General features: G+C 63.4%; 13 protein-coding genes and 2 pseudogenes. 11 read left to right on the plus strand and 4 right to left on the minus strand.

Features of this window, described 5'->3' with window-relative positions; translation table 11 throughout:
• Positions 1 to 68 precede the first annotated feature (68 nt).
• The 3 genes from ACRQ5J_RS07545 to ACRQ5J_RS07555 all read right to left on the minus strand — a co-directional run bounded on the left by ACRQ5J_RS07545 (position 69) and on the right by ACRQ5J_RS07555 (position 3,795).
• Positions 69 to 719 carry a TonB-dependent receptor plug domain-containing protein gene (locus ACRQ5J_RS07545; RefSeq protein ID WP_432382270.1) on the minus strand — a complete coding sequence of 217 codons (651 nt, stop codon included), beginning with the start codon at positions 717 to 719 and terminating at the stop codon, positions 69 to 71.
• Positions 720 to 1,000: 281 nt separating this feature from the next.
• Entirely contained in the window at positions 1,001 to 3,172 is a 2,172-nt protein-coding gene (locus ACRQ5J_RS07550; protein ID WP_432382271.1) for a TonB-dependent receptor domain-containing protein, read from the minus strand.
• Positions 3,173 to 3,210: 38 nt separating this feature from the next.
• On the minus strand, positions 3,211 to 3,795 hold the full coding sequence (locus ACRQ5J_RS07555) for a TonB-dependent receptor plug domain-containing protein (protein WP_432382272.1): 585 nt from the start codon (positions 3,793 to 3,795) through the stop codon (positions 3,211 to 3,213).
• Between the two features lie 189 nt (positions 3,796 to 3,984).
• Between ACRQ5J_RS07555 and ACRQ5J_RS07560 the strand changes: the two genes are divergently transcribed.
• The 3 genes from ACRQ5J_RS07560 to scpB all read left to right on the plus strand — a co-directional run bounded on the left by ACRQ5J_RS07560 (position 3,985) and on the right by scpB (position 7,105).
• On the plus strand, positions 3,985 to 4,935 hold the full coding sequence (locus tag ACRQ5J_RS07560) for a VTT domain-containing protein (protein ID WP_432382273.1): 951 nt from the start codon (positions 3,985 to 3,987) through the stop codon (positions 4,933 to 4,935).
• Positions 4,936 to 5,160: 225 nt separating this feature from the next.
• Positions 5,161 to 6,186 carry a glucokinase gene (locus tag ACRQ5J_RS07565; RefSeq protein ID WP_432382275.1) on the plus strand — a complete coding sequence of 342 codons (1,026 nt, stop codon included), beginning with the start codon at positions 5,161 to 5,163 and terminating at the stop codon, positions 6,184 to 6,186.
• A gap of 244 nt (positions 6,187 to 6,430) precedes the next feature.
• Complete coding sequence (gene scpB / locus ACRQ5J_RS07570) at positions 6,431 to 7,105, plus strand: SMC-Scp complex subunit ScpB (RefSeq protein ID WP_432382276.1); 675 nt, start codon at positions 6,431 to 6,433, stop codon at positions 7,103 to 7,105.
• Here the strand turns inward: scpB and ACRQ5J_RS07575 are convergent.
• A complete protein-coding gene (locus ACRQ5J_RS07575) occupies positions 7,055 to 7,396 on the minus strand; it encodes a hypothetical protein (protein ID WP_432383733.1) in 342 nt (113 codons plus the stop codon). The two genes, scpB and ACRQ5J_RS07575, sit on opposite strands and share 51 nt — an antisense overlap.
• Between ACRQ5J_RS07575 and rluB the strand changes: the two are divergent.
• From rluB to ACRQ5J_RS07615, 8 genes and pseudogenes are all read left to right on the plus strand, one after another.
• A pseudogene (rluB, locus tag ACRQ5J_RS07580) lies at positions 7,353 to 9,211 on the plus strand (23S rRNA pseudouridine(2605) synthase RluB). The gene ACRQ5J_RS07575 and the pseudogene rluB overlap by 44 nt on opposite strands.
• Positions 9,212 to 9,446: 235 nt before the next feature.
• On the plus strand, positions 9,447 to 9,935 hold the full coding sequence (rimP, locus tag ACRQ5J_RS07585; RefSeq protein WP_432382277.1) for a ribosome maturation factor RimP: 489 nt from the start codon (positions 9,447 to 9,449) through the stop codon (positions 9,933 to 9,935).
• A complete protein-coding gene (gene nusA, locus ACRQ5J_RS07590) occupies positions 9,932 to 11,497 on the plus strand; it encodes a transcription termination factor NusA (RefSeq protein ID WP_432382279.1) in 1,566 nt (521 codons plus the stop codon). The genes rimP and nusA overlap by 4 nt, the downstream gene beginning before the upstream one ends.
• A 46-nt stretch (positions 11,498 to 11,543) precedes the next feature.
• Positions 11,544 to 14,410: pseudogene (infB, locus tag ACRQ5J_RS07595) on the plus strand (translation initiation factor IF-2).
• Positions 14,411 to 14,482: 72 nt separating this feature from the next.
• On the plus strand, positions 14,483 to 14,872 hold the full coding sequence (gene rbfA, locus ACRQ5J_RS07600) for a 30S ribosome-binding factor RbfA (RefSeq protein WP_432382281.1): 390 nt from the start codon (positions 14,483 to 14,485) through the stop codon (positions 14,870 to 14,872).
• 236 nt (positions 14,873 to 15,108) lie between these two features.
• Positions 15,109 to 16,011 (plus strand): tRNA pseudouridine(55) synthase TruB, encoded by a 903-nt coding sequence (truB, locus tag ACRQ5J_RS07605; protein WP_432383605.1) that lies wholly within the window; start codon positions 15,109 to 15,111, stop codon positions 16,009 to 16,011.
• A gap of 89 nt (positions 16,012 to 16,100) precedes the next feature.
• A complete protein-coding gene (typA, locus tag ACRQ5J_RS07610) occupies positions 16,101 to 17,936 on the plus strand; it encodes a translational GTPase TypA (protein WP_432382283.1) in 1,836 nt (611 codons plus the stop codon).
• A 122-nt stretch (positions 17,937 to 18,058) separates the two neighbouring features.
• Positions 18,059 to 20,299, plus strand: coding sequence for a DUF3141 domain-containing protein (locus tag ACRQ5J_RS07615; RefSeq protein ID WP_432382285.1), 2,241 nt, complete (start codon positions 18,059 to 18,061; stop codon positions 20,297 to 20,299).
• Positions 20,300 to 20,327: the final 28 nt, after the last annotated feature.

The following is a 20,327-nucleotide window of genomic DNA, read 5'->3' on the forward strand; positions in this document are numbered from 1 at the left end:
CGCGTACTGCTTGCCGTTGTGGCTGAACTGGTGGACGCCGGACTTGGCGAAGTCGCGCTGGCTGGCGTTCAGCTCCTTCTGCTCGTCGTGGCTGTACGAGACCTGGACGTTGAAGCCGTCGGTGTCGAGGTTGCCCCAGCCCTTGCTGATCGAGAAGTTGCTGCTCTTGCCGCCTTTTCCTGCGGCGCGTTGTAGGTGCCTTCGACCACCAGGTCGGTCTGGTTTTTCTTCAGGATGAAGTTGATCACGCCGGCGATGGCGTCGGAGCCGTACAGCGTCGAGGCGCCGTCGGTCAGGATCTCGACGCGCTCGACCGCCGCCAGCGGGATGCTCGCCAGGTTGACCGCGCTGCCGGTGCCGTACGGCGCCATGCGGCGGCCGTTCAGCAGCACCAGCGTGTACTGGGTGCCGATGGCGTGGATGGAGGCGGTCTGCACGCCGCCGCCGCCGCCGTTGACCGAGGCCGACGAGGTGATGAAGCCCTGCATCGACGGCAGCTGCGCCACCAGGTCGGCGACGTTCTGCACGCCGCTTTGCTCGATGTCGGCGCGGCTCAGGGTCTGCACCGGCAGCGAGCCTTCCTTGGCGATGCGCTTGATCGACGAGCCGGTGATTTCCACGCGGGCGACGACGTCGGCGTCGGCCTGCTGGGCGAAGGCGGCGGCATGCATGCCGAGCATCAGACCGCCGGCGCACACCAGGCGCACCGACCGTGCCATAACTGTTTCAACCATCATTGTTTGTCGCTCCCTATCAGTGAAACCGTGGTTATGTTTTATTCCGGACGAGGCCGGTTGAGGGCCATCAAATCACCCGGCATGCCTGACTGTCAACGCGGAAGCTTCCAAAACGGTATTAATGTATGTTCATGGCGATACATTGCGTTACATCTGCGCCACAGGTGCACCAAAATGCGGCGCCCGGGTGCGGCGTGGATGAAAAAGGCCGGCCCCGCCTTGCGGCGGGTCCGGCCTTTGGACCGACTGGTCGGCGGCTCAGCTTAGAACTTGTACGAACCGCTCAGGTAGAAGGTGCGGCCCAGCGCGCTGGAGTACGACGGGTTGTAGCCGATCTGGTGCGAACCGGTATTGCGCAGCGAGAACGGCGGGTCGCGGTCGAACAGATTGTTGATGCCGAAGGTGATCTCCAGCGACTTCAGCGGACGGTAGGCCGTCTGCAGGTCGAAGGTGGTGTAGCTCGGCACGTCCAGCGTGATGTCGTAGCACGCTTGCGCGGCGTCGGCGGTGGTCACCGCGCAGTCGTCGGCGTTCTGGTGCTTGTCGACGTAGCCGTTGCGGTAGTTGGCGCTCAGCGTGTGGGTCCACTGCGCGTTGGCCCACGAGGTGCTGGCCTTGACGATGTTGCGGAAGCTGACCTTGTCATTCGAACCGTAACGGTTCAGGCTGGTTTCCCACTGGTCGTCGGTGCCCGGCGTGGTGTAGCGCGAGCGCAGCAGGTAGGTGCCGGCCAGGCGGTTGGTCAGGCGGCCGTCGAACAGCTTCATCTTCTGGCTGAAGTCGTAGTCGATGCCGCGGTTTTCCACCTTGCCGATGTTGATCGGCAGCAGTTTGATCGCCAGCACGTCCTGGCCGGTCGAGCCGATGTGCTTGGTGGTGAACAGGTTGGCGTACTTGGCCGGGTTCTGGAAGATCAGGCCTTCCGACACCGACGTCACCTGATCGCGGATTTCCACGTTCCACAGGTCGATGGCCAGGCTGGTGCCGCTGATCGGTTCCCACACGGCGCCGATCGACCATTGCTTGGATTTCTCCGGCTTCAGGTCGGGATTGCCGCCCTGGAACACCTCAAACTGGCCGCGGCCGCTTTCGCAGTAGCCGGCCAGCGGGTGGTTGCCGAGGCCGTTGGCGGCGGTCAGCGGGCAGGTGTAGGTGCCGCCCGTTACGCCGAACTCTTCCAGCGGACCGGCGATCTCGGTCATGCTGGCGGCGCGGAAGCCGGTGCCGGTGGCGGCGCGCAGCATCAGGTCGCGGTTGACCGTGTACTTGGTCGACAGCTTGAAGGTGCCGGCGCTGGCGGAATCGCCAACGTCCTTGCCGGCCAGCTTGTCCTTGACGGCGCCGATGTGGTCGAAGCGGCCGGAGGCGGTCACTTCCCACTGCTTGTTGATCGGCAGCAGCACCTCGGTGAAGGCGCCGGCGTTGTCACGCTCGTAGGAATTGTTGTACACCGGGCTGTCGAACAGGATCAGCGCCTGCGAGGCGACGTCTTCCTGGTCGGTCTTGAAGCTGGTGCGGCGGTAGTCGGCGCCGACGCTGATCATGGCGCTGCCGCCCGGCAGGTCGAACAGCGAACGCGAGGCGTGGGCGTCGGCGCCTTTGACGGTGACGGTCTGGGTGTTGTACAGGCCGCTGAAGCCGGTGGCGTTCAGCTGGTCGCGCATGGCCTGCGGCATGTCGCCCTGGGCGTAGGCGAACGGGTCGAAGTTGCCGCTGTCGAGCAGCGCCTGGAACTTGTCGGCCAGCGGGAAGCCGGACAGGTATTTCTGTTCCTGCTTGTTGCGCGACCAGGTCAGCGCGCCATTGACGTCCCAGCCGCCGATGGCGCCGTCGACGCCGGCCACTAGGTGGGTGGCCTTGGTGCCGTACTCGTAGCCGCGGTCGCCCATTTCGTACAGGCGGTACTTGACCGCCACCGACGACACGCCGGCACGCTGTTCAGGCGTCAGGTAAGGCGAGATGTACTTGTTGTACAGCGCGCTGTCGGACGACAGCGAGAAGTCGGCCGGGTACGGCGCGATGCGCGCGGTGATCTTGGCTTCGGTGTAGGCGGCGTCGAAGAAGCCCTTGAAGCCGCTGTTGCCGAGCTTGATGCTGCCCGAGCTGAAGATCGAGTCGCGGCTCGATTCCGGGTTGATCTCGATGGTCGAGGTGTAATCGTAGTAGCACTGGCCGTCGCCGAAGGCGTCGACGTTGACCGGCGCGCACTTGCCGTTGATCAGCGCGTACGGGTTCAGGTTGACGGTGCCGGTCTTGCCGTCGGCGCCGGTGTACTTGACCGAGGCGTTGGCCGGGATGGCGCGCGAGGAGCCGTTCAGGAACTGCAGCGCCTGGCCGGTTTTCGGGTCGGTGAAGTTGATCATGCCGGTCTTGGCGAAGTCGCGCTGCGAGGCCTTGAGCTGCTTCTGCTCGTCGTGGCTGAGGGAGACGAACACGCTGTAGCCGTCGTCGTCGATGTCGCCGAAGCCCTTGCTCAGGCTGACGGAGTTGCTCTTGCCGCCGGCTTTTTCAGGCGAAGCGTACTTGGCGTTGAATTCCCACGGCGCCGCGCCTTTTTCAGGATGAAGTTGACCACGCCGGCGATGGCGTCGGCGCCGTACAGCGCCGAGGCGCCGTCGGTCAGCACTTCGACGCGCTCGATGGCCGACAGCGGGATCGAATTCAGGTCGATGGTGGTGCCGGAGTTGGCCGGCGCGATGCGGCGGCCGTTCAGCAGCACCAGCGTGTAGGACGCGCCGATGTCGTGGATCGAGGCGGTGGTGACGCCGCCGCCGCCGCCGCCGACCGAGTCGGCCGCCACGGAGAAGCCCTGCATCGCCGGCAGTTGCTGGATGAAGTCGGTCACGGTGGACACGCCGGTCTGCTTGATGTCCTTGGCGCTGAAGGTCTGCACTGGCAGCGAGGTTTCGCCGTCGGCGCGCTTGATGCTCGAACCGGTGATTTCGACGCGCTGCATCGGCGCTTGCGCTTCCTGGGCGAAGGCATGGCCCAGGGTCATGGCCAGTCCGCCGGCAAACATTACACGCAGCGAACGGGACAGGATTGTTTCTTTAATCATGTTGCTAATGCTCTCTCTCTTGTTGACAACTTGTGAGGTGGAATCTCACCAATTCTCACAAGGGGCAACATCAGACCATTTTTAAAGCGGACTTGTCAAATTTAATGCGGCTTTTGGTAAAAACTTGTCGGTTTTGTGCTAAGAAGCCAGGCGGCGACGGTTAAGCGCTTTTTAAGTTAAGATAGCCGTATGGCGAATTTAATCCTCTTGCTACAAGAATATGGCGTACTGATCGTGTTCGGGATCGTGCTGATCGAACAACTCGGCATGCCGATTCCCGCGTTCCCGCTGCTGATCGTGGCGGGCGCGATGTCGGTTGACGGCGACACCCACTGGAGCGCCGTGCTGGCGGTGGCCATGCTGGCCTGCCTGATCAGCGACAGTTTCTGGTATCGCGCCGGCCGCTTCTACGGCAAGCGCATCCTCAAGCTGCTGTGCAAGATTTCGCTGTCGCCCGATTACTGCGTCAGCCAGACCGAGGACAACTTCAAGCGCTGGGGGCCGAAGGCGATGATCGTCGCCAAGTTCATTCCCGGCTTTAACGTCATTGCGCCGCCGCTGGCCGGCGCCATGGGCACCCGTCCGGGCACCTTCCTGTGCTTCAGCGTCATGGGCTCGACCTTGTGGGCCGGCACCGGCATCGCCATCGGCGCCTTCTTCCACACCAGTGTCGACCAGTTGCTGGACATCCTCAGCACCATGGGCACCACCGCGCTGATCGTGCTGGGCGTGCTGCTGGCGCTGTTCGTCGCCTTTAAATATGTGGAGCGCAAGCGCTTCCGCCAGTCGGTCGAGATCGAGCGCATCACCATCGACGACTTCAAGCAGATGATGGAGCAGGGGCACGAGCCGATCCTGGTCGACGCCCGCAGCGCCACCGCGCAGATGCTGGACCCGGCGGTGCCGGGCGCGGTGCTGTTCAACGGCGGCGAGCTGGGGCCGCAGATTATCGGGCTGGACAAGGGGCGCCACATCGTCGTCTATTGCAGCTGCCCCAATGATGTCACCGCCGCCCATGTGGCCAAGAGCCTGATCGGGCAGGGCTACCACCGCGCGCGTCCGCTGCATGGCGGGCTGGAGGCGTGGAACGCCGCGTTCCGCCGCGAGAGCTTGTCCGAAAACACCCCCGCCTCCGCCTGACCCCGTCATTCCCGCGCAGGCGGGAATCCATAGAACGCCTCCCCGCATGCGCGGCATGGATTCCCGCCTGCGCGGGAATGACGTGGGGATTGAGGTAGTCATACTACGTTCCAAATCCCATACATGGCGAACTCCTGTAGCAAACTGTACTAAAACTACAAACTTCCGCTTGCTAGTGATGGCAAAAATACCTTAAGCTTAAGCCTCAACTATTTTCGATCCATCATGACTGCTCAATCCGTACAAACGCCTCCTTCCCTGACCACGATTTTTCCGGGTGGCCCGCGTCTGCTGGCGGATGTCGGCGGCACCAACGCGCGTTTCGCGCTGGAAACCGCGCCGGGCAGAATCACCGCGATCGAAGTCCTGCCTTGCGCCGATTACCCGACCCTGGCCGCCGCGCTGGGGGCGTATCTGACCTCGCCGACGGTGGCCGAGGCGGGCGTCACCGGCATCCGCAACGGCGCTATCGCCATTGCCAATCCGGTCACCGGCGACATGGTGCGCATGACCAACCACCACTGGGAATTTTCCATCGAGGCGCTGCGCCGCGAGGTCAATTTCGACACCCTGCTGGTGGTCAACGATTTCACCGCGCTGGCCAGCTCGCTGCCGCAGCTGTCGGCAGCGCAGAAACACCAGGTCGGCGGCGGCGCCGGCGTGCCGGGCACCCCGCTGGGCCTGATCGGCGCCGGCACCGGCCTTGGCGTCTCGGGCCTGATTCCCGGCAAGAACGGCTGGACCGCGCTGCTCAGCGAAGGCGGTCACGTCACCTTTTCGCCGGCCAATCCGACCGAAGTGGCGATCCTGCAATTCGCCTGGAAAGAATTCGAGCACGTGTCGGCCGAGCGCCTGATGTCCGGCGCCGGTATCGAACTGATCTACCGCGCCCTGGCCGATCTCGGCAACGTGCCGGCTGAAAAGCTGAGCGCGGCCGAAATCTCGCGCCGCGCGCTGGCCGGCGAGTGCCCGCTGTGCGACGAAGTGATCGAAGTATTCTGCTGCATGCTGGGCACCATCGCCGGCAACGTCGCTGTCACGCTCGGCGCGCAGGGCGGCATTTATATTGGCGGCGGCATCGTGCCCAAGCTGGGCCAGCGCTTCGACCGCTCCGGTTTCCGCGCCCGTTTCGAGGCCAAGGGCCGTTTCAACAAATATCTATCGGCGGTGCCAACCTGGGTGATCACGGCAGAATACCCGGCGTTCGTTGGCGTTTCGGCAATTTTGTCGGAAAGACTTGCCGGCGCGTAAGCTCAGTTACATTTCGATGACGTCGAAATGCGCGTTTTGTGGTTTTATCAGGTACAATTCGCGTTGTTGGATGAAACGTCTGGCTTCCTGCCCACGTTTCACGTAGAAAGCAATGGTCTTGGCCGTTGCCGGCATGTCCCTCCTTCCCGCCAGGTGCGCATAGGCCTTGGCGTCGGAAAAGCAGCTTCAGCGAGTTACTCCCGCCAGCCTCACTGAATGTGATTGATTTCTTTCGATTTTGCTTATGGATAATCTTGAGGCTAAAAGAGTCCTCGAAACCGCCTTGCTATGCGCTCGTGAGCCGTTATCGATCCACAGTCTGAAAAAGCTGTTTGTCGAACTGGACGACCAGGAACGGCCGCGCGGACCCGGCGTGGGCGCCGACACGATCAAGGAATTGCTGGAAGAACTGCGGCTGGACTGGACCGGCAAGGGCGTCGAAGTCATCAGCCTGGCGAGCGGCTGGCGCTTCCAGAGCCGTCCCGAAATGAAGTTGTACCTGGATCGCCTGAGTCCGGAAAAGCCGCCCCGGTACTCGCGGGCGACGCTGGAAACGCTGGCGATCATCGCCTACCGCCAACCGGTGACCCGGGGCGATATTGAAGAAATACGCGGCGTAGCCGTCAATTCGCAGACGATCAAGATGTTGGAGGACCGTGGCTGGGTTGATGTCATCGGTTACCGCGACGTCGTCGGCCGCCCGGCATTGCTGGGCACGACCAAGCAGTTTTTGGATGATTTGGGCTTGAATTCGCTGTCCCAGTTGCCGCCGTTGCAGCAAATCAGTGATGGTCAGAACGCTATGGAAACGCTGGAAGCGGCTCTGCAAGAGAACTTTGAGAAGCAAGAACAAGGCCCTGCGCCAGATTTAACGGTTGACGCTGAGCACAACCAAGAAACGAATAATGAACAAACCTGATACCCCTGAGACGAACGACGCGGTAGCCGCCGACGTGGCCGCCAAACCTAAGCGCCGTACCAAAGCCCAGATCGAGGCTGACAAAGCAGTTGCGGCCGCAGCCGGCGAGGCGATTGCCAAGCCGAAAGCCAAGGCCGAGCCGAAGACCAAGGCGGAAGGCGAAAGCGCCGAGCCGGTAGCCGCCAACACGCTGGCGCCCGCAAAGAAATCGCGCGCCAAGAAGGCCGATGCCGCCGCCGCGCCGCTGGTGGCGGCCGACGGCGCCGTCGAGCCGGCCGCCAAGCCGGCCAAGCCGCGCGCCAAAAGCCTGCGCCAGCAGAGCAGGCCGCGGAGGCGGCCCCGGTCGCAGCGCCAGTGGCTGCCGCCGAAGCGCCGGCCGAGGCGGGCGAGCGCCAGCGCCCTCGCGGTCCGCGCCAGATGCGCGCGCAGCGCGCGCTGCGCCAGGCCAGCCGCCCGGAAGCGGAGCAGGCCGCCGAAGCCGCGCCAGCGGAAGAGGGCGCAGCCCCGGCCGCAGCCGGCGCGCCACGCGAAGCCAGGCCGCGCCATGAGCAGCGCAATGGCCAGCGCAACGGTAAAAACAACAAGGGCAAGAACGGCAAGCAGCGTGGCGGCCAGCAGAACGGCGCCGCCAAGGGCAATGATGCCGACGCCGCCTTCTCGTATGTCACCTCGGACGCTTTCGATAGCGACGACGGCAAGGGTCGCCAGCAGGCCAAGCCGGTTCGCCGCGACCTGACCTCGGACGACGACGCGCCGAAGCTGCACAAGGTGCTGGCCGAAGCCGGGCTGGGTTCGCGCCGCGACATGGAAGAGCTGATCGTCGCCGGCCGCGTGTCGGTCAATGGCGAGCCGGCCCATATCGGCCAGCGCATCCTGCCGACCGATGCGGTCCGCATCAACGGCAAGCTGATCCAGCGCCGCGTGAGCAAAAAGCCGCCGCGCGTGCTGATTTACCATAAGCCTGCCGGCGAAATCGTGTCGATGGATGATCCGGAAGGCCGCCCGTCGGTGTTCGACCGCCTGCCGACCATGAAGGCCGGCAAATGGCTGGCCGTTGGCCGCCTCGACTTCAACACCGAGGGCTTGCTCCTGTTCACCACCTCCGGTGACCTGGCCAACCGCCTGATGCACCCGCGCTACGGCATCGACCGCGAATACGCGGTGCGCACGCTGGGCGAGCTGGAAGAGGGTATGCGCCAGAAGTTGCTGGCCGGCGTCGAGCTGGAGGACGGCGTGGCGCAGTTCTCGAAAATCGCCGATGGCGGTGGCGAGGGCATCAACAAGTGGTATCGCGTGATCATCGGCGAAGGCCGTAACCGCGAGGTGCGCCGCATGTTCGAGGCGATCGGCCTGACCGTGTCGCGCCTGATCCGCACCCGCTACGGCGCGATGACGCTGCCAAGCAGCCTGAAGCGCGGCCGCTGGGAAGAGATGGAAGAGAACGCGGTGCGCGGCCTGATGGCTGCCTACAGCGTCGAGAAGAAGGTTGGCGACAAGCCGGCCGCCAAGCCGCAACAGCAAGCCAAGCCGGCGCAGAACAAGGGCCCGGAAAAGCGTGGCCGCAACGGCAACCGCGATCAGCACGCTGAGCGCGCCGAGCGTCGCGACGACCGTGATTTCTACGATGACGACGAGGACGACGAAGACGAGCCTAACTTCAACCGTGCCGACCTGAGCAACGCGAACGCGCTGCCGTTCGCCAAGCAGCCGCGCAACGGCGGCCGCGGCCAGGGCGGCGGTTTCGGTGGTGGCGGCGGCAATGGCAGCCGCGGCGGCAAGGGCCGTCAGGGGCAAGGCCAGGGCGGCGCTCAAACGTCCGGCCGTCCGGGCGGCCGCCCGCAGGGCATCGGCGCTTACGCCGGTGGCCGCCCGCTGGGCGAGGCGCCGGCGCCGCGCGCGCAGGGCCAGGGTGGCCGTGGCCAGGGCGGTCAGGGGCAGGGACAGGGGCGCGGCCAGCAGTCGAAGGGCCCGAACCGCGGTCCACGCCAGCCTGATCCGCTGCAAACCACCTTCGGTTTCGGCGCTGCCAGCGGTGCGCCGCGCCGTGGCCAGCAGCCGCGTGGCGGCGCCGCCGATCACGGCATGCCGCGTCGCCGCAAGGGTTGAGAAATACCGGTTTGCGCTGTTGTTTGCCTGTCATGCCGCCGGTGCGGCATTGCAGCGCAAACCAGATAAGGTTATAATGTCTAGCCTAGTAGAAGTTCAGGAATGCATAAATGCGCTGAACTCTTCATCTGGCTAGGTGTTTTAAGAAGATGGGCAGATGCCCATTTTTTTTGTTGAACCGTTTTAAATGGCTTGTTTATGCCTCATATAAACAAGTCTTGAACTGGAGAATTTCTTGCAGCTGCCGGATTTAATTGAAAAGACCGTCACCGGTCTGGGCTATGAGCTGGTTGATGTCGAACGGGCCGAGCGCGGACTGCTGCGCGTGTTTATCGATTTCAGCGCGGAAGATGCCGAAGAAAAAGGTCCGATCACCGTAGAAGATTGCGCCACGGTCAGCCATCAGCTGTCGCACGTGCTGACGGTCGAGAACATTCCTTACGAACGTCTCGAAATCTCGTCGCCGGGGCTGGACCGTCCGCTGCGCAAGCTGGCCGATTTTGCACGCTTTGCCGGCTGCGAAGTCGTCATCAAGCTGCGCGTGGCCATGCCGGGTACGAACAACCGGAAATCGTTCACGGGGGTCCTGCTGGAACCCGAGGGCGAGAATTTGTCGTTGGAATTTGAAAGCAATGAAGGTCCGGCGCAGTTGGATTTCACACTCGCCGATGTGGATAAGGCACGCTTGGTGCCACAGGTGGATTTTAAGGGACGCAAAGCATGAGTCGCGAAGTTTTGTTATTGGTAGACGCGCTGGCGCGCGAAAAGAACGTCGACAAGGACGTGGTCTTCGGCGCGCTGGAATTCGCGTTGGCGCAAGCCACGAAGAAACGCTATGAGGGTGAGGTAGACATCCGCGTTTCGATCGACCGCGAGTCGGGTGAGTTCGAATCCTTCCGTCGCTGGCACGTCGTGCCTGACGAGGCGGGCCTGCAATTGCCGGACCAGGAAATCCTGCACTTCGAAGCCAAGGAACAGATTCCCGACATCGAAGTCGACGACCACATCGAAGAGCCGATCGAGTCCGTTGAATTCGGCCGCCGCTTCGCGCAAGACACCAAGCAAGTGGTGCTGCAGCGCGTGCGCGACGCCGAGCGCGAACAGATTCTGGCCGACTTCCTGGAACGCGGCGATTCGCTGGTGACCGGCACCATCAAGCGCATGGAGCGCGGCGACGCCATCGTCGAGTCCGGCAAGATCGAAGCGCGCCTGCCGCGCGACCAGATGATCCCGAAAGAAAATCTGCGCATCGGCGACCGCGTGCGTGCCTACATCCTGCGCGTCGACCGCAATATGCGCGGCCCGCAAGTGATCCTGTCGCGCACCGCGCCGGAATTCATCGCCAAGCTGTTCGAGCTGGAAGTGCCGGAAATCGAACAGGGCATGCTGGAAATTAAATCGGCCGCGCGCGACGCCGGCGTGCGCGCCAAGATCGCCGTCTACACCGCCGACAAGCGCATCGACCCGATCGGCACCTGCGTCGGCATGCGCGGTTCGCGCGTGCAGGCCGTTACCGGCGAGCTGGGCGGCGAGCGCGTGGACATCGTGCTGTGGTCCGAAGATCCGGCCCAGTTCGTCATCGGCGCGCTGGCGCCGGCCAACGTGTCGTCGATCGTCGTCGACGAAGAGAAGCACGCGATGGATGTGGTGGTGGACGAGGAAAACTTGGCCATCGCCATCGGCCGCTCCGGCCAGAACGTGCGCCTGGCGTCCGACCTGACCGGCTGGAAGATCAACATCATGACGGCCGAGGAATCGGCCGACAAGGCAGCCCAGGAAACGGCCGCGATCCGCGCGCTGTTCATGGAAAAACTCGATGTCGACCAGGAAGTGGCCGACATCCTGGTGGAAGAAGGCTTTGCCAGCCTGGAAGAAATCGCGTACGTGCCGATCTCGGAAATGCTGGAGATCGAATCGTTCGACGAAGATACCGTCAACGAACTGCGCACCCGCGCCCGTGACGCCCTGGTCACCGAAGCCATCGCTTCGGAAGAAGGCCTGGAAGGCATGGACGAGGCGCTGGTCGGTCTGGAAGGCATGGACCGCATCACCGCCGGCAAGCTGGGCCTGGCTGGTATCAAAACGGTAGAAGCGTTTGCCGGCCTGGCTTATGACGAATTCGGCGCCATCCTGGCCCTGTCGTCTGACCGTGCACGCGCACTGATTACGAGTGAATTTGAAGATGTGACCGACGATGAGATGAAGTTGGTTGATGCGAAGTACGACGACCGCGCCAAAGGCTTGCAAGCCAAGGCCTGGAGTCTGACTGAATCTGCAAAGGCTTAATTTGATTATTTTTATCATCTCCGCGACACATAGAAAAGAGGACTGAATGGCGAGTAACAACGTAGCCCAATTTGCCACCGAACTGAAGATGCCTGCAGACCTGCTGCCGACGCAGCTGCGTTCTGCCGGCGTCGAGAAAAGTTCGACGTCAGATCCATTGTCGAAAGATGATAAGGATAAGCTGCTCGATCACCTGCGCCGCACCCACGGCGCCGGCGCTGAAGAGAAGAAGAAAATTACGCTGACGCGCAAGGAAACCACCGAGATCAAGCAGGCCGACGCCAACGGCAAGGCCCGCACCATCCAGGTCGCCGTCAAGAAAACGCGCACCTTCGTGCAGCGCGACGAACCGCTGACCACCACGCCGGCGCCCGCGCCTGCGCCGGTGATCGACGCGGCGGAAGTGGCGCGCCGCGAGGAAGAGGCCAAGAAACAAGCTGAACTGATCGCGCGTCAGGAAGCCGACCTGCGCGAGAAGCAAGAGCGCCTGGCCAAGCTGGAAGCGGACAAGGCCGCCCAGGAAAAAGCCAATGCCGAAGCGGAAGCGGCCGCCAGGAAGGAAGCCGAAGCCGAAGCCAAGGAAGAGGCCAAGCGGGCTGCCGCCGCCAAGGCCGCTACTGCGGCCACCGCTGCCGCTGCCGCGCCGGTAGTCGACAGCGCCGCCGAAGAGGCGAAGAAGAAAGCTGCCGCCGAAGAAGCCAAGAAAAAGGCTGCCGCTGCTGCCGAGCAAGCTGCCGCCACTGAGCGCGCACGCCGGGCCGTGGCCGACGAGGTTGCCCAGATCAAGGCGATGATGAACGCGCCGCGCCGCGCCATCAAGGCGCCGGAGCCGGCGCCGGCCCCGGTCAAGCCGAAAGTTGCCGAAGGCACGCTGCACAAGCCGGCCACCGCCGCCAATGCGGCCAAGCCGGGCGACAAGAAAGACGACAAGAAGCCGGCCGTGGGCGCCGACAAGAAATCGATCAAGTCGGCCAATGTGTCGTCGACCTGGCAGGATGACGCGAAAAACGCGGCGCCCCGGGCGGCAACAAAGGCCGTGGCGGCAACACCGGCCCGAGCACCGGCCGCGACAGCTGGCGCGGCGGCAAGGGCGGCGGCCGTCGTCACCACCAGTCGGATGACCGTGAGAGCAACTTCCAGGCGCCGACCGAAGCAGTGGTCAAGGACGTGCACGTGCCGGAAACCATCACCGTTGCCGAGCTGGCGCACAAAATGTCGGTCAAGGCTTCCGAAGTCATTAAACAGCTGATGAAGCTGGGCCAGATGTGCACCATCAACCAGGTGCTGGACCAGGAAACCGCGATGATCGTGGTGGAAGAAATGGGTCACAAGGCCCATGCCGCCGAAGTCGACGATCCGGAAGCGATCCTGGCCGACCAGGGCGAGCACGCGCACTTCGAAGCGAAGCCGCGCGCGCCGGTGGTGACCGTCATGGGTCACGTCGACCACGGTAAAACCTCGCTGCTGGACTACATCCGCCGCGCCAAGGTGGCGTCGGGCGAAGCCGGCGGCATTACCCAGCACATCGGCGCATACCACGTGGACACCCCGCGCGGCATGATCACCTTCCTCGATACGCCGGGCCACGAAGCCTTTACGGCGATGCGTGCCCGCGGTGCGAAAGCCACCGACATCGTGATCCTGGTGGTGGCGGCCGACGACGGCGTCATGCCGCAAACCAAGGAAGCTATCGCCCACGCGAAAGCGGCCGGCGTACCTCTGGTTGTCGCGATCAACAAGATCGACAAACCGGGCGGCAACGTTGACCGTGTGACGCAGGAGCTGGTGGCCGAAGGCGTGGTGCCGGAAGAATACGGTGGCGATTCGCCATTCGTGCCGGTGTCGGCGAAAACCGGTACCGGTATCGACGGCCTGCTGGAGCAAGTGCTGCTGCAAGCCGAGGTGCTGGAACTGAAGGCGCCGGTGGAATCGCCAGCGCGCGGCCTGGTGGTCGAAGGCCGCCTGGACAAGGGCAAGGGCCCGGTCGCCACCGTGCTGGTGCAGTCCGGCACGCTGAAGCGCGGCGACGTGATACTGGCGGGTTCGTCCTTCGGCCGCGTCCGCGCGATGCTCGACGAGAACGGCAAGCCGATCACCGAAGCCGGCCCGTCGATCCCGGTCGAAATCCAGGGCCTGACCGAAGTGCCGCAAGCCGGCGAGGAAGTCATGGTCATGGCGGACGAGCGTAAAGCCCGTGAGATCGGCCTGTTCCGTCAAGGTAAGTTCCGCGACGTCAAACTGGCGAAGCAGCAAGCGGCGAAACTGGAAAACATGTTCGACCAGATGGCCGAGGGCGAGGTGAAGAACCTGCCGCTGATCATCAAGACCGACGTCCAGGGTTCGCAGGAAGCGCTGGTTGGCTCGCTGCAGAAGCTGTCGACCTCGGAAGTGCGGGTGCAGGTGGTGCACGCGGCGGTCGGTGGCATCACCGAATCGGACGTCAACCTGGCGGTGGCCTCGAAAGCGGTCATCATCGGCTTCAACGCCCGTGCCGATGCGCAGGCGCGCAAGCTGGCCGAGTCGAACGGCGTGGATATCCGTTACTACAACATCATCTACGACGCGATCGAAGAGGTGAAAGCGGCGATGTCCGGCATGCTGGCGCCAGAGAAGCGCGAAACCGTCACCGGTCAGCTGGAAGTGCGCCAGGTCATCCTGGTGTCGAAGGTTGGCGCGATTGCCGGCTGCCTGGTTACCGATGGTGTCGTCAAGCGTTCGTCGTCGGTACGCCTGCTGCGCAACAACATCGTGGTGTGGACCGGCGAGATCGACTCGCTCAAACGCTTCAAGGATGACGCGAAAGAAGTCCGCGCCGGCCTGGAGTGCGGCCTGTCGCTGAAGAACTACAACGACATCCAGGTGGGTGACTCGCTGGAAGTGTTCGAGGTGCAGGAAATCGCGCGTACCCTGTAATCTGCGGGTAGCACAGCAGTATCTGGTAGAGTGGACGGGACCTCCCGTCCACTTGCCGTTTATGGAATCATCATGGCAAAACATAGCAAAAACATCCCACAGCGCGGTTTGCGCGTGGCCGATCAGATCCAGAAAGACCTGTCCGAGCTGATCGCCTTTGAATTGAAAGACCCGCGCGTCGGCATGATCACGCTGGCCGAGGTGCAGCTGACGCCGGACTATGCGCATGCGAAGATTTACTTCACCATGCTGAAGGACGATGCCGAGTCGGTGAAGAATACGCTGGCCGGTTTGAACGCGGCGTCCGGCTATTTGCGCAACCAGCTGGGCAAGCGCTTGCATATTCATACGCTGCCGCAGCTGCATTTTGTGCACGATACGTCGGCCGCGCGCGGCATGGCGATGTCGGCGCTGATTGATCAGGCCAATTCGACCCGCTCGCTTGACGACGGCGAGGAGTAATCAGGCGTTCCATGGATTCCCGCCTCCGCGGGAATGACGAGATTACGCGCCGCTCAGCCCTCCGCAAGCGCGGCGCGACGACTTTAACGTCGCTAAGTTTTCCGCTTACGCGGCAGACGACGACTTTTACGCCGCTCAGTTTTTTGCTTGCGCGGCAATGACGATTTGCATGCCGTCGTTCCCGCGCAGGCGGGAACCCATGCTGAAGTGACTATGAAGCAAACTCATCCAAAAAAATCCGCGACCTGGTGGACGGCGTACTGCTGCTCGACAAACCCGTCGGCCTGTCCAGCAACGACGCCCTGATCAAAGCCAAGCGCGTGCTCAACGCCAAGAAAGCCGGCCACACCGGCACGCTCGACCCGTTCGCCACCGGCCTGCTGCCGCTGTGCTTCGGCGAAGCCACCAAGTTCTCGCAAGACCTGCTGGAAGCCGATAAAACCTACGACACCACCGTCCACCTCGGCCAGACCACCGACACCGGCGACACCGAAGGCCAGGTGCTGGAAAACCGCGAGGTCAATGTCACGCTGGAGCAGATCCACGCCGTGCTGGCGCAGTTCCGCGGCCCGATCAAGCAGGTGCCGCCGATGTACTCGGCGCTCAAGCGCGACGGCAAGCCGCTGTACGAATACGCGCGCGTAGGCATCACGCTGGAGCGCGAGGCGCGCGACGTCATCATCCACAAGCTGGCACTGGTCGCCTACGAGGCGCCGTTCCTGAAGCTGTCGGTCACGTGCAGCAAGGGCACCTACATCCGCGTGCTGGGCGAGGACATCGGCAAGGCGCTGGGCTGCGGCGCGCACCTGAACGCGCTGCGCCGCACGCAAGTCGGCGCGCTGACCACCGAGCGCATGATCACGCTGGAAGAACTGGCCGCGCACGCCGCGCCGCTGACGCTGCTGTCGCCGGTGGACGCGCTGCTGTCGAGCTTCCCGGCAGTGCAACTGAACGCCGACCTCGCCAAGCGCTTCCTTAACGGCCAGCGCCTGCCGCTGGGCAAGGAACCCAGCATCGTTGTGCCGAAGGAACAGGGCAGGGTGCGCGTCTATCTGGACGACAAGCTGCTGGGCACGGCCATGCTCGGCGAGTACAGCATCCTGGCGCCGGAACGATTAATTGCCTTCACGCCGCAATAAAACGATAAAGTTGCAACGCAACATGCTATACTAGAGGGCTTAGCGTACGAATTGTACGCATCTCGCAGTTTTTCCCCAAGATAACTACCATGTCTACTACTAAACGCGCAATTCGCAATATTGCAATCATCGCCCACGTTGACCACGGCAAAACCACGCTGGTTGACCAACTGCTGCGCCAGTCCGGCACCTTCCGCGAAAACCAAGCGGTTGATACCCGCGTCATGGACTCGAACGACCTCGAAAAAGAGCGCGGCATTACGATTCTGTCGAAGAATTGCGCCGTTGAGTACGAAGGCACCCACATCAACATCGTCGACACCCCGGGCCACGCCGACTTCGGCGGCGAAGTGGAACGTGTGCTGTCGATGGTGGACTCGGTGCTGCTGCTGGTCGACGCCCAGGAAGGCCCGATGCCACAGACCCGTTTCGTGACCCGCAAGGCGCTGGCCCTGGGCCTGAAGCCGATCGTCGTGGTCAACAAAATCGACCGTCCGGGCGCGCGCGCCGACTGGGCCATCAACCAGACCTTCGAACTGTTCGACAAACTGGGCGCCACCGACGAGCAGCTGGACTTCCCTATCGTGTACGCATCGGGCCTGAACGGCTACGCCGGCATGGACGAGTCGGTGCGCGGCGGCGACATGAAGCCGCTGTTCGACGCCATCCTGAAATACGTGCCGGTGCGTGATGACAATCCGGACGGCCCGCTGCAGATGCAAATCACCTCGCTGGACTACTCGTCCTACGTCGGTAAAATCGGCATCGGCCGCGTGTCGCGCGGTCGCGTCAAAGCCGGTCAGGACGTCGTGTTCCTGAACGGTCCTGGCGACACCCCGACCAAAGGCCGCATCAACCAGGTGCTGAACTTCAAGGGCCTGGAGCGCGTGCTGGTGGATGAAGCCGTTGCCGGCGACATCATCCTGATCAACGGTATCGAAGAAATCGGCATCGGTTCGACCGTGTGCGCACCGGACACCCCGGAAGCGCTGCCGATGCTGACCGTCGACGAACCAACCCTGACCATGAACTTCATGGTCAACACCTCGCCGCTGGCTGGCCGCGAAGGCAAGTTCGTGACCTCGCGCCAGCTGCGCGACCGTCTGGAAAAAGAACTGAAATCGAACGTGGCGCTGCGCGTGCTGCCAACCGACGACGACACCATCTTCGAAGTGTCGGGCCGTGGCGAGCTGCACCTGACCATTCTGATCGAAAACATGCGTCGCGAAGGCTTCGAGCTGGCCGTCTCGCGTCCACGCGTGGTGTTCAAGATGGTCGACGGCGTGCGCGAAGAACCGTACGAGATGCTGTCGGTCGACGTGGAAGAAGCCAACCAGGGCGGCGTCATGGAAGAACTGGGCCGTCGTCGTGGCGACCTGCAAAACATGGAATCGGACGGCAAAGGCCGTGTGCGCCTGGAATACCGTATTCCTGCGCGTGGCCTGATCGGCTTCCAGGGCGAATTCATGACCCTGACCCGCGGCACCGGCCTGATGTCGCACGTGTTTGATGCGTACGCACCGGTTGACACCTCGAAAGGCGAACTGGCCGGCCGTCGCAACGGCGTGCTGATCTCGCAGGACGACGGCGCCGCCGTTGCCTACGCCCTGTGGAAACTGCAGGATCGCGGCCGCATGTTTGTTGAGCACAACACCCCGGTGTACGAAGGCATGATCATCGGCATCCACTCGCGCGACAACGACCTGGTGGTCAACCCGATCAAGGGCAAGCAGCTGACCAACGTGCGCGCCTCGGGTACCGACGAGGCCGTGCGCCTGGTTCCACCGATCAATATGTCGCTGGAATACGCGGTTGAGTTCATCGAAGACGACGAACTGGTGGAAATCACGCCAAAATCGATCCGTCTGCGCAAGCGCTTCCTGAAAGAGCACGAGCGTAAGAAAGCGTCGCGCGAAGGCGCGTAAGCAGCCTTGCTGCGTGAAATTCGCTAAGTCAAGAAGCCGCCCTCGGGCGGCTTTTTCATTTGCGTTTTCGCTCTTGGTGGGTTACTTTGGTGCGTGGCAGCAAAACCGCATGGAGGATGACCTTGAGTGACGACCAGCGTAATTCCTGGCTGAACAACTGGCCCGGCAATCCCTTGAACCTGGCCCAGCAGGCGACCGACTACTGGGTCGATGCGGTCCAGCGCAGCGTGCTGTTCATGGACGTGCTGCGCGACCGTGGCGACGAGCGCAACCACCGCGCCGAGCAGACCGCGCCCCATGTCCTGACGTTCCAGTTTGACGTCGTGATGGACGGTCGCAAGCTCGACCGCCCGGTCAACTACGGCTTGCTGAAAATCCTGCAGCCGGACGGCGTCGAGCCGCATCCGAGCAAGCGCCCGTTCATCGTGTTCGACCCGCGCGCCGGCCACGGCCCCGGCATTGGCGGCATGAAGCACGACAGTGAAATCGGCGTGGTGCTGAAGGCCGGCCATCCGTGCTACTTCGTCGGTTTTACGCCGCATCCGGTGCCCGGCCAGACCATCGAGGACGTGTGCCGCGCCGAAGCCAGATTCATCGAAAAGGTGGCGGCATTGCACCCGCAGTCGGACGGCAAGCCGGCCTTGATCGGCAACTGCCAGGCCGGCTGGCAGATCATGATGACCAGCGCGCTCAATCCCGACCTGGTCGGGCCGCTGGTGCTGGCCGGCGCGCCGCTGTCGTACTGGGCTGGCGTGCGCGGCAAGAATCCGCTGCGCTACCTCGGCGGCATCCTTGGCGGCACGTGGATGACGGCGCTTGCTGGCGACCTCGGCAATGGCGTCTTCGACGGCGCCGCGCTGGTGGCCAACTTCGAGAAGATGAATCCGTCCAACACCTTCTGGAGCAAGAACTACAACGTTTATTCGAAGATCGACACCGAGGCGCAGCGCTTCCTCGACTTTGAAAAATGGTGGGGCAACCCGGTGCTGCTGAACGCCGAGGAAATCCAGTACATCACCGATTCGCTGTTCGTCGGCAACCGCCTGAGCGACGCCGCCCTGCTCGACAGCGAGGGCCACCGCATCGACCTGCGCAACGTGAAGTCGCCGATCGTGGTGTTCTGCTCGTGGGGCGACGACATCACGCCGCCGCAGCAGGCGCTAGGCTGGGTGCTGGATTTGTACGAGGACGACAATGCGCTGGTGGCCGGCGGCCAGACCATTATTTATTCCATGCACCAGAGCATCGGCCACCTCGGCATCTTCGTCTCGGCCTCGGTGGCCAACAAGGAGCACGAGGAATTCACGGCGGCGATGGACATGATCGACATCATGCCGCCCGGCCTGTACGAGGCCGTGTTCCTCGACAAGGACGAGGAAATGCTTCAAGCCGAGATTGCCGCCGGCGACTTGGCGGCGGGCGATTATGTGATGCGCTTCGAGCGCCGCAACCTCGACGCGCTGCGCGCGCTGGGCGGCAACGATGTGGCCGACGAGCGCCGCTTTGCCACTGTCGCGCGCGTGTCGGAAATCAACAAGGGCCTGTACCAGACCTTCGCCAGTCCGCTCGTCAAGTCGCTGGTGACGGAGGCCAGCGCAGAAGCGTTGCGCGAGGCGCATCCGCTGCGCATGCGCTACACGGCGTTTTCCAGCAAGAATCCGCTGCTGAACGGCATTCCGGCGCTGGCCGAGAAGGTGCGCGCGCAACGCCGGCCAGTGGCCAAGGACAATATCTTCCTGCAGATGCAGGAGGCGTGGTCGAAGCAGATCGTCGATGCGCTCGACCGCTACAAGGAGTTCCGCGATCAGGCCACCGAGAATATCTTCCTCAGCGTGTACGGTTCGCCGGTGTTGCAGGCGCTGGTGGGGCTGAGCACGGACGGCGGCAAGCCGCGCCGCATCGGCCGCGATATTGCACGCGAGGCCGCCATCAACGCCAACCGGGCGGCGGCGGCGCTGCGCACCAAGGAGGGTGGCGTGACGGAGGCCATCATTCGCGGCTTGCTGTACATCTTCCGCAGCCCGGAGATGAGCGCGGCCGACGAGCGCGCGTTTGCGGCGATGCGCCAGCTGCGCTTGCGCACTTCGGATGACGAGGAGATGAGCGTCACCTTGCTGAAGCAGATATTGCGCGAGCAGTATCTGATCTTGCAGGTCGACGAAGAGGCGGCGCTGACCGATCTGCCATTGCTGCTACCGGAAGATCCGGAAGGCCGCGCCGCCGCGCTAGGCATCGTGCGCCAGGTGGCCGGCGCCACCGGCACGCTGACCGGCGAAGCCGCCACGCGGCTGGACCGCGTGGCAGCCATCTTCGGCCCGCAAGCGCCCAAGCTGGCGGTGGTGCGCAAGAAGAAGGGCGGCTAACGCCCGCGCGCCGGCCGGCTGTTGCGGC

It is taken from the genome of Duganella sp. P38 (assembly GCF_050859475.1).
GTDB lineage: Bacteria > Pseudomonadota > Gammaproteobacteria > Burkholderiales > Burkholderiaceae_D > Rugamonas.